Annotated in this window: 14 protein-coding genes, 2 tRNA genes and 1 pseudogene; 6 read left to right on the top strand and 11 right to left on the bottom strand. The window is 35.6% G+C overall.

Features of this window, described 5'->3' with window-relative positions:
• Positions 1–288: 288 nt before the first annotated feature.
• A complete protein-coding gene (locus tag A9G24_RS05715; protein ID WP_065638173.1) occupies positions 289–744 on the bottom strand; it encodes a DNA polymerase III subunit chi in 456 nt (151 codons plus the stop codon).
• 16 nt (positions 745–760) lie between these two features.
• Positions 761–2,242 (bottom strand): leucyl aminopeptidase, encoded by a 1,482-nt coding sequence (locus tag A9G24_RS05710; protein ID WP_065638172.1) that lies wholly within the window; start codon positions 2,240–2,242, stop codon positions 761–763.
• 137 nt (positions 2,243–2,379) lie between these two features.
• Here A9G24_RS05710 and lptF point away from each other — a divergent pair, with 137 nt between their 5' ends.
• Positions 2,380–3,483, top strand: a complete 1,104-nt coding sequence (gene lptF, locus A9G24_RS05705) for an LPS export ABC transporter permease LptF (RefSeq protein WP_065638171.1) — start codon at positions 2,380–2,382, stop codon at positions 3,481–3,483.
• 10 nt (positions 3,484–3,493) lie between these two features.
• On the top strand, positions 3,494–4,558 hold the full coding sequence (gene lptG, locus A9G24_RS05700; RefSeq protein ID WP_065638170.1) for an LPS export ABC transporter permease LptG: 1,065 nt from the start codon (positions 3,494–3,496) through the stop codon (positions 4,556–4,558).
• An 86-nt stretch (positions 4,559–4,644) separates the two neighbouring features.
• Here lptG and msrB read toward each other — a convergent pair whose 3' ends face one another.
• Genes msrB through msrA form a run of 3 tightly spaced genes read right to left on the bottom strand, consistent with a single transcriptional unit; the run spans position 4,645 to position 6,208 of the window.
• A complete protein-coding gene (gene msrB / locus A9G24_RS05695; RefSeq protein WP_065638198.1) occupies positions 4,645–5,076 on the bottom strand; it encodes a peptide-methionine (R)-S-oxide reductase MsrB in 432 nt (143 codons plus the stop codon).
• A 57-nt stretch (positions 5,077–5,133) separates the two neighbouring features.
• Entirely contained in the window at positions 5,134–5,661 is a 528-nt protein-coding gene (locus A9G24_RS05690; protein ID WP_065638169.1) for a cytochrome b, read from the bottom strand.
• 7 nt (positions 5,662–5,668) lie between these two features.
• On the bottom strand, positions 5,669–6,208 hold the full coding sequence (gene msrA / locus A9G24_RS05685) for a peptide-methionine (S)-S-oxide reductase MsrA (protein WP_065638168.1): 540 nt from the start codon (positions 6,206–6,208) through the stop codon (positions 5,669–5,671).
• Positions 6,209–6,376: 168 nt separating this feature from the next.
• Between msrA and A9G24_RS05680 the strand changes: the two genes are divergently transcribed.
• Entirely contained in the window at positions 6,377–6,649 is a 273-nt protein-coding gene (locus A9G24_RS05680) for a DksA/TraR family C4-type zinc finger protein (protein WP_065638167.1), read from the top strand.
• A 63-nt stretch (positions 6,650–6,712) separates the two neighbouring features.
• Here the strand turns inward: A9G24_RS05680 and A9G24_RS05675 are convergent, their stop codons facing one another.
• Both A9G24_RS05675 and A9G24_RS05670 read right to left on the bottom strand, forming a co-directional pair.
• A complete protein-coding gene (locus A9G24_RS05675; RefSeq protein WP_065638166.1) occupies positions 6,713–7,363 on the bottom strand; it encodes a DUF421 domain-containing protein in 651 nt (216 codons plus the stop codon).
• A gap of 538 nt (positions 7,364–7,901) precedes the next feature.
• Positions 7,902–8,422 (bottom strand): annotated as a pseudogene (locus A9G24_RS05670) (HPP family protein).
• A gap of 112 nt (positions 8,423–8,534) precedes the next feature.
• On the opposite strand from A9G24_RS05670, the gene A9G24_RS05665 reads away from it, so the two are divergent.
• The gene (locus A9G24_RS05665) at positions 8,535–8,909 is read left to right on the top strand and encodes a TetR/AcrR family transcriptional regulator (RefSeq protein WP_065638165.1); all 375 of its coding nucleotides are present in this window, start codon (positions 8,535–8,537) and stop codon (positions 8,907–8,909) included.
• 607 nt (positions 8,910–9,516) lie between these two features.
• Here the strand turns inward: A9G24_RS05665 and A9G24_RS05660 are convergent.
• The 3 genes from A9G24_RS05660 to erpA form a co-directional block, all read right to left on the bottom strand.
• Positions 9,517–9,592 (bottom strand) — tRNA-Gly (locus tag A9G24_RS05660).
• Between the two features lie 19 nt (positions 9,593–9,611).
• Positions 9,612–9,699, bottom strand: a tRNA-Leu gene (locus A9G24_RS05655).
• 216 nt (positions 9,700–9,915) lie between these two features.
• On the bottom strand, positions 9,916–10,254 hold the full coding sequence (gene erpA, locus A9G24_RS05650; RefSeq protein WP_065638164.1) for an iron-sulfur cluster insertion protein ErpA: 339 nt from the start codon (positions 10,252–10,254) through the stop codon (positions 9,916–9,918).
• Between the two features lie 159 nt (positions 10,255–10,413).
• On the opposite strand from erpA, the gene hemL reads away from it, so the two are divergent.
• Positions 10,414–11,706, top strand: a complete 1,293-nt coding sequence (hemL, locus tag A9G24_RS05645) for a glutamate-1-semialdehyde 2,1-aminomutase (protein WP_065638163.1) — start codon at positions 10,414–10,416, stop codon at positions 11,704–11,706.
• Positions 11,707–11,774: 68 nt separating this feature from the next.
• Complete coding sequence (gene bcp / locus A9G24_RS05640) at positions 11,775–12,251, top strand: thioredoxin-dependent thiol peroxidase (RefSeq protein ID WP_065638162.1); 477 nt, start codon at positions 11,775–11,777, stop codon at positions 12,249–12,251.
• Between the two features lie 23 nt (positions 12,252–12,274).
• Here bcp and A9G24_RS05635 read toward each other — a convergent pair whose 3' ends face one another.
• Positions 12,275–13,357, bottom strand: a complete 1,083-nt coding sequence (locus A9G24_RS05635; RefSeq protein WP_065638161.1) for an AI-2E family transporter — start codon at positions 13,355–13,357, stop codon at positions 12,275–12,277.
• Positions 13,358–13,398 lie beyond the last annotated feature (41 nt).

Genomic DNA, 13,398 nt, shown 5'->3' with positions numbered 1-13,398 from the left:
TAATAATCATGTAACTTTCTCAACCACCTATACGGCGGTAAACTAAAAGCCAACATACTATAAACCTTGTTGGGAAAAAGACAAACAAAATTTTGATATTAAAAACCCTTTTTTATAAGTTATTTTTAATTTATTGTTTTTATTTATTGATAAAAAATGGTTAGTACAGTTTTAAGTTATTCGAATAATGCGTAAATTTGGTCGTAAAAAGTCAGTTAGCATGTTGATTTTTTTATTCGTGATTTTTAGAAAAAACTATTAAGAAAATCAGTAAGATCTTCGCCCAATTTATTCGCAAGTGATTGGAATTGTTTTAAGATTAAATCCGGCCTCTTTATATAACTTATACCTTGCCCTTGCAAGTGACTTTAATCGTTCATCAACTGGCACAAAATCAATAATATCACGATAAACACCAGCAAATTCTGGAAATTGTTCTTGTAAATTAATCAACAACTGGCGAGTGCTACTACTGCGTTTTTCTGGCCAGCAGATTTCAACGGGAGCTCCCCCTTTCATGCCTTCGCCAGCTAAATTGTGTGGTACAAAACTGGCGGTATCGAGTTGCCAAAGATATTCATCTATTCGCTCGGCCTGGGTCTGATCTTGACAAGCAACTAGCACGCGCTGTTTGGCGTGCCAGGCTTTAACTATCTTTTGGCATGCTAGCTTTTCATAAAATAGCATGCCCGATCCGTTGGCTTCTGTTTCGTTTTCAAGCAAATAGAAGATCACTTTTTTCATAAAATCTTAGCTCGTTTTATTGATCTTGTAGATATTGAATCAACATCGCAACTGGGCGACCTGTTGCGCCTTTTTGGCCACCCGACTTCCATGCAGTGCCGGCAATATCTAAATGTGCCCATTGATATTTTTCGGTAAAGCGTGATAAGAAGCAAGCAGCGGTAATGGTGCCACCATCACGTCCACCTGCGTTGACAATATCAGCACAAGTTGATTTGATTTGTTCTTGGAATTCACTATCAATAGGCAGAGCCCATGCTTTGTCGCCCGCTTTGTTGGAAGATGCTACCAATTGAGCAATTAGCTTGTCGTTGTTACCCATTACCCCGGTGTAGTGATGACCCAACGCAACGATACAAGCGCCTGTTAAAGTGGCAATGTCAATAACGGTTTTTGGATTGTAACGTTCAACATAAGTTAACGCATCACACAATACTAAGCGCCCTTCGGCATCGGTGTTAATGACTTCAACCGTGGTGCCTGACATGGTGGTGAGTATGTCACCAGGGCGATAGCTGTTGCCGTCGGGCATATTTTCACAACCTGCCATGATGCCAATCACGTTAATAGGTAATTTGAGTTCAGCTACTGCTTGCATAACGCCATAAACAGTCGCCGCGCCACACATGTCGTATTTCATTTCATCCATGCCAGCAGATGGTTTGATGGATATTCCCCCTGAATCAAACGTTAGCCCTTTGCCGACTAAGACATATGGTTGGGCTTTTTTATCTTTAGCGCCTTGATATTCCATCACTGTCATGATTGATTCATTTTGCGATCCGCGTCCGACGGCTAAATAGGCATTCATTTTTAATTTTGCCAGTTCGTTTTCGCCAAGGCAGGTAACTTTTAATGATGAGTGTAATTTGCCAAGCTGTTTGCCTTGTTCGGCTAAGTATTTTGCATTACAAACATTTGATGGCATATTGGCAATCGTTTTTGTTGTCGCAATGGCATTGGCAATAATTTGCCCTTGCAACAAGTTATCATTTAAAGCTGATAATGCTTTTTTGTCGTGGGTTAATAATGTGACGTTAGTTAGACTAGGTACTGGGGTTTTCGTGGTTTTAAATTCATCAAATCGATAAGTTATGTCACTCACAATTTGCGGTAGTTGTTTGGCAATTTCAAGGCTATTTACTTCATTGAATGCAAATAAATCCCATGCAATATTTTTAATTTTTTTAGCAAGTAGCTCTTTTATGACCGCTTGAATAGCTTTTTTGGCTTGCGTTAAGTCAAATGCTTTGGCTTTGCCACATCCAACAAATAAGATCTTTTGTTTTAAGCTATTACTGTTTGGATATAACAAAGTGGTTTGACCCAATTCACCACTTATGTCGCCTGATTTGATAAGCTCACTAACTAAACCATTAGTTGATTTATCGATACCTTTAACAAAATCAGACTGGCTTTTTCCTGAATCAATTGAAATAACTAAACACTCTGTTTTTTGTTTGGTTATAATAGTGCTGTTTTTTATTTGAAATTCCATAATGCTTCTCGTTTGTGAATGGGTAGAGATTATTAATATTCTATCGATTCATTGTTGGATAGCAACAAAAAGATAACTAAAACTAAACAAATCAGATTATAATAGCCTGATTTTGTGCCAACATATATAGGTAAAATGTGATAATTCGTCGATATTTAGTTAAAGAGACATTGAAAACCCAAGGGGCAATATTGTTTATTTTGTTGCTAATTTTCTTTTCTCAAAAATTAATTCGAATTTTGTCGAACGCCATTGATGGTTCGATCCCCCGTGATTTAATTATGCCGTTGTTAGTTTTGGGGGTGTCGAATATGGCTGATCTTATTTTACCGCTTAGCCTTTTTCTTGGTGTATTAGTTACCTTTGGGCGCCTTTATTCTGACAGCGAAATGGTGGCAATGCATGCTTGCGGGGTTAAGAAGAATTTGACTTATCAAGTTGTGCTTTTTCTTTGTATTTTAACCAGCATATTAACGGCACTCAATTCGCTTTGGTTTGGTCCTTGGTCTAGCATTAAGCAAGATCAGCTACTTGCCAATGCTAAAATAAACCCTAGTTTAGCAGGATTGCTAGCTGGGCAATTTCAACAAACGCCTGATGGTAATTCGGTGATTTATATTGGTAATGTGGATAACAGTAATTTAGAAAATGTGTTTATTGCTCAAATCAATCCAAAAAACAATCAACGCCCTTCCATTATTATTGCTAACAAAGGGATGACTGGACATGATAATGAAGGTAATCAAATCATCACCCTTGAAAATGCCAATCGTTATGAAGGCACAGCACAATTAAAGGATTTTCGAATTTCACACTTTAATAATTATTTAGGCATAATAAAACCCAAAGTGTTGTCGACCAATGAGGATACAGATAAAACTGATGTTCAACAATTGGGATTATTTGAGCTGGCAGGCACTAATACACCTAAAGCCAACGCTGAATTTTATTGGCGAGTAACGTTGATTATTTCAGTGCCATTAATGGCATTTTTAGTGATTCCATTGAGCGTATCTAACCCTCGCCAAGGACGACTTGCACAAGTTTTACCGGCTTTACTGCTGTATTTGGTTTACTTTTTGTCGGCCAGTTCTATTAAAGCCAATGCCGGTAAAAGCCGTTTAGATCCCCAATTATGGTTTTATATTTTGAATTTAGGGTATTTTGTGTTAGCGCTAATTTTGAATTGTTGGGATAACTTATTTATGCGTAAACTTCGCTTAAAATATGCGGCATCTTAAGGAGAAAAGCGTGTTTTCGATTTTAGATCGTTATATTGGTAAAACTATATTAAGCACCATCGGAGTTAGCCTTTTTTTACTTATTAGTTTGTCGGGTATTATCCGTTTTATTGATCAACTACGAAAAATTAAAGTTGATTATGATGCGTTTTCTGTGGGTATTTATACCCTGTTAATGGTTCCAAAAGATTTGGAAGTATTCTTTCCTATGGCAGCATTGTTAGGTGCGTTAATTGGTTTGGGCTTGCTGGCATCACGCAGTGAGTTAATTGTAATGGAAACCTCGGGCTTTAGCCGTTTTAAAATTGCGTTTGCGGTAATGAAAACCGCTTTACCACTAGTGTTAATTACCATGGCGATTGGTGAATGGATTGCGCCGGTTAGTGAACAAACTGCACGCAATATGCGTTCTGAAAAACTTTATGGTAATTCGTTAATGGCCGAACAAGGTAGTCTTTGGACAAAAGATGGTAATGATTATGTATTTATTGGGCATGTGAATAACGATAATTCAATTTCTAATGTTTATATTTATTCGGTCGATGACAATAAGCTACTATCCATTACCCACGCCGCCTATGGTGTTTATGAAAACAATAGTTGGACTTTGTCGCAAGTCGAAAAAAATGAGCTAACAGTGCCCAATAAAGTAGTTGGCGTCAATATGGTTTCCATCCCTTGGAAAACGAATATTACCCCTGATAAATTAAGTATTGTAGCATTTGACCCTGATTCATTGTCGGCATCTGGACTTTATCAATATTCACAATACCTGAAAAATTCTGGACAAGACACAAAATATTACGATTTGCTATTCTGGAAAAAGATCATCAAACCCGTTTCTGTTGCGGTAATGATGTTACTAGCGTTGTCGTTTATCTTTGGTCCGTTACGTAGCGTGTCAATGGGGATTCGTGTGGTGATAGGCATCAGCTTTGGCTTTTTGTTTTATATTGCCGATAATTTATTTGCTCAAGTGAGTATTGTCATGGGTATTTACCCTATTATTGGATCACTTATCACCAGTTTTGTGTTTTTGTTGATTAGTTATATCTTATTTAAACGAAAGAACTGAGATAAAGCGGCTTAGGATATCAATCCTATCATCCATGTAGATGATAGGATTTTTTATTTTGTTACTTTTATTCTATCCGTGTTTATTTATTCTTTATCAAATAGTTTTAAATACTGCCCATAACCGGCATCTTCAAGTTCATCTTTAGGTATAAATCGTAAAGATGCCGAGTTGATGCAATAACGTAATCCTCCTAAGGCTTTTGGTCCATCATTAAAGACATGGCCAAGATGAGAATCAGCATTTGCAGATCGCACCTCGGTACGTCGCATACCAAAGCTAGTATCCTTTTTTTCAATAATATTGCCCTTTTCTATTGGTTTGGTAAAGCTTGGCCAGCCACAGCCCGAATCAAATTTATCTAACGAAGTAAATAACGGTTCGCCAGATACGATATCAACATATAGCCCATCTTGCTGGTTGGCATAAAATTCGTTTTCGAATGGGGGTTCTGTCCCATTTTTTTGAGTAACATGATATTGCATAGGTGTTAATATGGATAGTGCTTTTTCTTTCATTGTTTTATTCATAAGTCACCTTCGTTATTTAATGTTGTTTGTTTTAATTAATGGTGATTAATCACGGCTTAACATAGATTGCAATACTTTATCTTTAATCCAAAAATAATGATATAAGGCGCCAGCTATATGTAAAATAAGTAACATAGCTAATAAATATGAGCTAACTTTATGGACAGTATGAAAAAAGTGATAATACATATTAGGCATATCAAGCGCAGGAATAGATAAGATGTCAAATACATTTAGTGAATGACTACTCATCAAATATCCAGAGGCCGGTACTATCAGTAATAAAATATAAATAAATCCTTGTACCGATTTTGATAATGCGCGTTGTAACTTTTGATCTTTTGGTAAGACATCAGGCACACCTTCTTTTTTAATCACAACAAAGCGCCATAATGTGATTACAAAAATCACTAAGCCAAAAGATTTGTGCAATATACAAAGGGTAAACTTGCCCCCCACATAGCGTGATAAGGTCACGTTAAATGTCACCAACAAAAATGCTAATACAATGAGTATCAATGTTAGCCAATGGATCCATTTTTGTTTGCTACTGTATTGTGGATAGTTTTGCATTATTAATTCATCCTTTATCTGATTTTTGCCAATGTTGAGCAAAAAATTCAGATCGCCCTGATAATTTGTAATATTGGTTATAGTGTTGAAGCTGTTTGGTATAATAACTTTGGTGATAATCCTCAGCCGGATAAAAAGCCACCGCAGGCTCTATCGCAACACCAATTGGCTTATTAAATCGTCCACTTTCTTGCAAAGTTTGTTTAGACGCTAATGCTTGTTTATGCTGAAATTCGTCATGGTAAAAAATCGCTGGACGATAAGAATTCCCCCGATCAGCAAATTGACCTTGAGAATCGGTTGGATCAATTTGTTGCCAAAAGATATCTAAAAGCTTTTTATAACTAATTAGTTTGGGATCAAACGTGATTTGAACCGCTTCGGTATGTCCGGTTGTGCCCGAACAGACTTGTTGGTAGGTTGGGTTTGCAACATGCCCACCAGTATACCCCGAAACAACCTTGATCACCCCCTCATACTGATCAAAGGGTTTTACCATACACCAAAAACAACCGCCGGCAAATGTTGCTTGTTCATATTGCTGCATAAAAACCTCCGTATTTTGATAATGTTAAATTAAATACACGAATGCTTACCCAGTAACAATATAATCAATAACGTCATTTTTTGATTATTTATTGGCTATATTACTTGAAATAATTAAAAAAAACACTATGTCAACAACATACTATTTCAGTTATAGGAGCTTCCTTTTATGGCGAGTGGATGGGCATCTGACGATGCCGTTAATCAACAAATCGAAGGAACAATTGCCGATGCTATTGAAAACGCAAGAAGGCAAGTAAATCACGGTACCACTAGCGCTGATTTTTGTATTGCATGTGGAGAACCTATTGCCGAAGCCAGAAAAGCAGCATTACCCGGAGTGCAATATTGTCTGTCTTGCCAGCAAGAAATCGATAAGCAATTAACTAAGGTATCAAACTTATATAATCGCCGTGGCAGTAAAGATAGCCAACTGCGTTAATTAGTCGATGGTTCTAAATTAATTGAGCTAAAATGGGTGGACCTAATCCACCCTAAAAAATGATTATTTTTTACCTTCACGTACCGCATCATAAGGATAAATAATCAATTTATTATCAAACCATTCAGCACAAAAAATATCATCAATTTTTTCATATCCTTGTTTTGAAATTTCGCATTTAACCCAATCTTCATCTTTATTAAGCTGCTTAAGATTATCCTGACTAATTGCACCATTTTCAATGATGAGTACAGCGATATCTTTATCGCCTTTTTTGATAATGGTTAAAGAACCATTGAGTTCATACCAAACTTCTTTTAATTCATCAAATGAAGCTATACCTTGTATATTCACTAAAGTTTCAAAATCTCTTACCGGTAAGTTGGCTTTTATAAAATTATCCGTGATTAAATGGCCACTTTTCACTAATTGGATTGGTTCACCATCTATGGCATCGCGTAAGCGTGAGTTTTTAGATTTGATAAAACGAATTAAAACAAGTAGACCAGCCCAAATAGCCACTAACCCAGCAGCTTCCCAAGGCGATACTGTCGGGCTAAGTAACGCACCCCCAACCAGCGCACCAATGACCATACTACCCACCTGATCAAGCTGTGACATTGGTGCAATTTGGCTTTTGCCTGACAACTTCACATAAACAAGTAAAATAATTAACGCTAACAAAAATTTTGGTGCCATTTCTAATAAATACATTTCCTTTCTCCAAGCTAAACATTATAGGTTGAACTACAATTCCAAATGCAGAATTAAATAGAAACTTCTGTATCGAAACGGGTAATAATTTATGTAAAAATCAGTGTAACTTTTGTTTGATTGACAATCATTCCATGTCTATTTTTCATAGGAAAATCTAAAACAATGCATGACTATTATGATAAATAATTAATTGTATTGTACTATAAAATTTGAATAAATAATAAGATTATTGCTTTGATTGCAATAACTAATTTCTATTATGTAATGCGAATTTGGCATGATGAGATATTAAACGATTGTAATGGATAAAATACGATTAATCATTACTTAAAAACTCGCTAGCATTATGCGGGCAATCATTTGCACATTATTCAAAGCAACAACGGCTAATACATTGTCTTCCTCCCTTAGAATACCTACCATTGAATTAGCAACACCATTTATGATAATCTTTGTTTACATCGAATTGCGATCTGGTTCGATAAAGTTAACTATTTATTTAAATTAAAATATGATGTTAGTCATTTACTCTCATTTATGAACTTTTACTATTAAAAAACGCAAACCAATAGAGTAGCCACTTGTTTTTTCCAGTAAGATTATTAACAATGTACGCAATAGTGGCTAAGGCGACAGAGCCCGATAACACCGGAAATAGTAAGAAGCTAAAATCATAATGAACTTGACTTGCTGTTAATAATATGACTAACGGATTAGCGCCAGCTGGCGAATGCACACATCGAAAGAACTTCATTGCTGCAATGGCACATCCCACAGCCAAGGCGGTAACTAATGCTGAGTCACCGAGTAACTTTAAAAATAATAAGCCGATAAGCACCGATATTAAATGCCCAAAGATAACATTCCTAGGCTGCGCCAAAGGAGACTGAGAAACTGCAAATAAAATAACACACAAAGCTCCAAAGGAGCCATGATAAAATAGCTAGCAGAGTATGTTGTCAAATACTCTAGCGTTAAAATTACCAAAAAACCGCCTAACAATCCTTGTACCAAATCAAGTAATTTGGGTTTACTAGGTAATTTCTCCCCCCCCAAAAAAGAAGAGTTTCATTAGTTATTTGTCTTGTTTCGTTATAATGGATAATTCAATAAAATTGTACAGTTCTGTTCATCTTGTAATTTATTTAGGTAGCTTAATTTTGAAAAAATGTACAAACGAATCATCGAAACAGCTGAAAAACCCTTTTATCAAAATGGTATTGCTAAAGTTGGCGTCGATGAAATAAGAGATAAATCTAGTTGCTCTAAAACCACCTTATATAATAACTTTGGTGGTAAAGACAAACTAATAATTGAAGTATTAAAATATGGAGATTCAAGATTCAAAGCAAAGCCTAATGAAGTTATCTTAGGTCTCAGTGCAAAGGATACAATTGTAAAAATATTTGAGTGGCACGGAAAGTGGTCTTGCGAAGAGAATTTTAACGGTTGCTTATTTAAGCGAGCAACGGAAGAAATGTATGAAGATTGCCCAGCATATCGGATATCGTTACCGAACATAAAGAATTCATTCGAAATCTGATTCTTTTAAAGCTTGAAGATCATCTTGATAAGGCATCTTTAACCAATAAGCTAATGGTACTATTTGAAAGATTGCTTAATATTAGTGTGATATACAAAAATCATCAACGTCTGCATAAACAAATTCAACAAGATGCTCTTAACCTTATGCCAGATTTGCTAAATAATAAATCGGTAGATAGGGAAGATTAATTAAAAGCAAGTATTAGATTTTTTAAATAACTTGGATATAACGTTTTTTGATGATTTTAAAAGATGGTTCATATCTATCATTGTATGCGTCGCTGAGTAGATGGGAATTGTCGTATTCAATTTAATTGACATAATATTGATGTTTTTTAAAGAAATAAGCCTCAATAAGATAAACTATCCCTATGTAAAACAAATGTATATTATAGATTATGCAATTCGAACCTATAATACTGATTCAGTAAAGCAATGGGATAATCATAATTAACTGTACCCATTTCAGATTGATCAAGTGTTGATCGTATTTTTATCCAGATGATTGGTCTACTATTTATAATGACAAGTTCTACCATTATGAACATTGATAAAAACTTGATAATATTGATATATTTTTTCGGTATTAATGCATAGAAGATTATTGGAGCGGGAAACGAGGCTCGAACTCGCGACCCCGACCTTGGCAAGGTCGTGCTCTACCAACTGAGCTATTCCCGCGTAAGAGGTATTTATTTAATGGTGCCCGAGGCGAGACTTGAACTCGCACGGCCAAAAAGGCCGAGGGATTTTAAATCCCTTGTGTCTACCGATTTCACCACCCGGGCTCAAAACTTACTACCGAAAGGTAATTGCGTTTTGAATGCTGTGCATTTTACCCATCTTAAATTTTCCGTCAACAAAAAAATTTAAATTATCATCTAACTGCTCAATGTTTGTCACATTTTGTGGGTTTATTCATCTATCCCGCTTAAAAACTAAAAAATTCGGATTTATTGTTTAGCAATATGTGTTATTAGTGTTTTAAAAAACTTAAATATGACTTAAACACTAAAAGATGAGCCGCAACCACAAGTCGTTGTTGCATTAGGATTATCAACCACAAAGCGAGAACCTTGTAAGCCTTCTACATAATCGATTGTGCCACCGACGAGATATTGTAAGCTCATTGGATCGATAACTAGTGATACGCCATTTTTTTCGATAGCTAGATCATCTTCATTGATTTTTTCATCGAAAGTAAACCCGTACTGAAATCCACTACAGCCACCACCAGTTATGTACACCCTTAATTTTAAGTTTGGGTTTTCTTCTTCTGTTACTAATGATTTTACTTTATTGGCTGCTGCATCAGTAAAGTTGATTGGTAAAGCATCGCTCATATTCTTCTCCTAATATATTGACCTTAGCATTATATACCCTTGCTAAATGAAAATACAAAATAGAAAACTTCTATTAAATAAATTTCTAATAGCTAGCTTGAATTTATTTTGATTTTATGAATAAATACAACAAAATTTTATAGAGAGAGCCTCTCAATTATGCGAAATACATTTAAATCAGAAAAGCTTTACCATCAGGCCTTATCCGTTATGCCTGGCGGTGTTAATTCACCTGTTCGAGCATTTAATGGTGTGGGTGGTAAGCCTTTATTTATTGAGCGCGCAAACGGTGCATATATTTATGATGTAGACGACAAAGCCTATATCGATTATGTCGGTTCTTGGGGACCTATGATCCTTGGGCATAATGATCCTGATGTAGCCAATGCGGTAATTAATGCTGTGCGCAATGGGTTAAGTTATGGAGCACCAACCGAAATTGAAACCAAAGTTGCCAATTTAGTAACGCAATTAATGCCTTCTATTGAAATGGTGAGAATGGTGAATTCGGGAACAGAAGCAACCATGAGTGCCATTCGTGTTGCACGTGGTTTTACAGGGCGCGATAAGATTATTAAGTTTGAGGGTTGCTATCACGGGCATGCCGATTATTTGTTAGTTAAAGCCGGTTCTGGTGCGCTTACTTTTGGCCATCCTACGTCTCCTGGTGTACCTAATGATTTCGTTAAACATACATTAGTTTGTGATTATAATAATTTGGAGTCAGTCAAAAAGCAATTTCAGCAATACCCTAACGAAATAGCTGCCATTATTATTGAGCCTGTTGCCGGCAATATGAACTGTATACCAGCCAAAAAAGAGTTTTTACAAGGATTGCGTGAACTTTGTGATCAATACGGTGCATTATTGATTATTGACGAAGTGATGACGGGTTTTAGAGTGGCGCTTGGTGGTGCTCAAGATTATTATGATGTGGTACCTGATTTAACTTGTTTAGGCAAGATTATTGGTGGTGGTATGCCTGTTGGAGCTTTTGGTGGTCGTGCGAATATTATGATGCAATTAGCACCAACTGGTCCAATATACCAAGCTGGAACCCTTTCAGGTAATCCCGTTGCAATGGCAGCAGGTTATACAACTTTAACCAAGCTAATGGAAGTTGGGATCTATCAAGAGTTAGCAAATAAAACTGCATTGCTTACCGAGGGATTATTATCAGTCGCTAAAAAGCATAATGTGCCATTAGTAGTAAATTATGCTGGTGCAATGTTTGGGTTGTTTTTTACAACTGCTTCTGAAGTAACCAGTTATCAAGATGTTATGCAGTGTGATATTGAATTATTCAAAAAATTCTATCATCATATGCTAACTGAAGGTGTTTATTTTGCACCGTCAGCTTTTGAAGCTGGTTTCATGTCACTTAAACACACAGACAAAGAGATCAATCACACCATTGATGCAGCAAATCGTTTTTTTAGTAACTTAATTTAAAAGTATGACAATACTTTTAATATACCTAAACAGATCAAATTTAAACTATTAAAATAGGTAATAATTATATGGTTAATCCACTTAAAGAAGGTGAAAAAGCACCACTGTTTTCGTTGCCAGACCAAGATGGAGAGCTTGTAGGCTTGAATGACTTTAAAGGTCAACGTGTTTTAATTTATTTTTACCCAAAAGCAATGACGCCAGGTTGCACTGTGCAAGCATGTAATTTGCGCGATTGTTCTGATGAGTTTAAAAAATGCAATGTGGCAATCCTTGGCATTAGTACCGATAAGCCAGAAAAGTTATCTCGATTTGTTGAAAAAGAGTTATTAAATTTCACGTTGCTTTCTGATGAGAATCATGAAGTCGCCCAAGCATTTGGTACTTGGGGTGAAAAAGAGTTTATGGGTAAAACCTATGATGGGATTCACCGTATTAGCTTTTTAATCAGCAAAGACGGTACAATCGAAAAAGTGTTTAATGATTTTAAAACATCCAATCACCACGAAGTAATTTTAGATTATCTAAAAACCCACTGTAAATAATTTATACGAAAGCAGATTAACCATTAATCTGCTTTTACTTCACTATTATTATTTAACTCATCTGTTTTTGGCCAAGCATTTATAATTGCTTTGACCAATGTAGCCAAAGGTATTGCAAAAAATATCCCCCAAAATCCCCATAGACCACCAAAAACAATTACCGCTAAAATAATAACAAGTGGATGTAAGTTGAGCTTTTCAGAGAATAAGCAAGGTACCAATATGTTGCCGTCTAATGTTTGAATCAGAATATAGAAAAATAATAAATAACCAAATTGCGCAGTTAAACCCCATTGAAATAGTGCAATTAATACAACGGGAATCGTTGAAATAATAATACCAACATAGGGCACTAAAACAGATAATCCGACAAGTACAGCTAATAAGAGTCCATAATCTAACCCAAAATACCAAAAAGGAATATAAACACAAACCGTTAAAATAATAATATGTAGTACATTGCCAACAATATAATTGGATATTTGCATATCCATTTCAGCGGCAACTTTGTTTAAAATTGTGCGGTTTTTGGGTAAGATTTTGGAGCAGTATCCCCATATCTTTGCTTTATCTTTTAGTAAAAAGAACATCATTATTGGCACTAATACCGCATTAATCGCAACAGATACCATCCCTAACAAAGAAACAATTGAAAATTGTAACAAGGAATTACCAGTTTGCACGACTTTGTTGGTAATACCTTGGATGACCGAATCGAATAAACCAACATCGATTAATTCTGGATAGTGTTCAGGCAAGTTGGTGAGGAAATTATTAGCAAAATTGAGCATGTTTGGGATATTGGTAATTAAGCTAACACTTTGTTGCCAAATTAATGGTAATAAAATCATAAATCCAACGAATACCACCATTAAAAAAAGTAGTAATACCATCACAACAGCGAGCGTTCTTGGAATATTTTTTTTATGTAAAAAGTTAACTGGTCTATCCAGTAAATAAGCAAGCACAATAGCAATTAAAACAGGCAGTAAAATTTTATTAAAAAAATAAATGATAATAAATAAGCCAACAATAACAGCCATTAGCGATACAACATGCGGGTCGCTAAAACGCTTTTTATACCATTCCATAAACATTTTTAACATTAAAATACTCCTATTTTGCTAACTTTTGGGGTAATAAGCTC

This window comes from Gilliamella sp. App6-5, from assembly GCF_001690525.1.
GTDB lineage: Bacteria > Pseudomonadota > Gammaproteobacteria > Enterobacterales > Orbaceae > Gilliamella > Gilliamella apicola_H.
The sequence above is the reverse complement of the archived record's forward strand: the minus strand, read 5'-3'. Positions and strand labels throughout refer to the sequence as shown.

Excerpts from the sequence above, each read along its gene's own strand:
- A9G24_RS05715 (WP_065638173.1), bottom strand. The coding sequence starts at position 744 with ATGAAAAAAGTGATCTTCTATTTGCTTGAAAACGAAACAGAAGCCAAC.
- A9G24_RS05710 (WP_065638172.1), bottom strand. The coding sequence starts at position 2,242 with ATGGAATTTCAAATAAAAAACAGCACTATTATAACCAAACAAAAAACA.
- msrB (WP_065638198.1), bottom strand. The coding sequence starts at position 5,076 with ATGAAAGAAAAAGCACTATCCATATTAACACCTATGCAATATCATGTT.
- A9G24_RS05690 (WP_065638169.1), bottom strand. The coding sequence starts at position 5,661 with ATGCAAAACTATCCACAATACAGTAGCAAACAAAAATGGATCCATTGG.
- msrA (WP_065638168.1), bottom strand. The coding sequence starts at position 6,208 with ATGCAGCAATATGAACAAGCAACATTTGCCGGCGGTTGTTTTTGGTGT.
- A9G24_RS05680 (WP_065638167.1), top strand. The coding sequence starts at position 6,377 with ATGGCGAGTGGATGGGCATCTGACGATGCCGTTAATCAACAAATCGAA.
- A9G24_RS05675 (WP_065638166.1), bottom strand. The coding sequence starts at position 7,363 with ATGTATTTATTAGAAATGGCACCAAAATTTTTGTTAGCGTTAATTATT.
- A9G24_RS05665 (WP_065638165.1), top strand. The coding sequence starts at position 8,535 with ATGTACAAACGAATCATCGAAACAGCTGAAAAACCCTTTTATCAAAAT.
- erpA (WP_065638164.1), bottom strand. The coding sequence starts at position 10,254 with ATGAGCGATGCTTTACCAATCAACTTTACTGATGCAGCAGCCAATAAA.
- hemL (WP_065638163.1), top strand. The coding sequence starts at position 10,414 with ATGCGAAATACATTTAAATCAGAAAAGCTTTACCATCAGGCCTTATCC.
- bcp (WP_065638162.1), top strand. The coding sequence starts at position 11,775 with ATGGTTAATCCACTTAAAGAAGGTGAAAAAGCACCACTGTTTTCGTTG.
- A9G24_RS05635 (WP_065638161.1), bottom strand. The coding sequence starts at position 13,357 with ATGTTAAAAATGTTTATGGAATGGTATAAAAAGCGTTTTAGCGACCCG.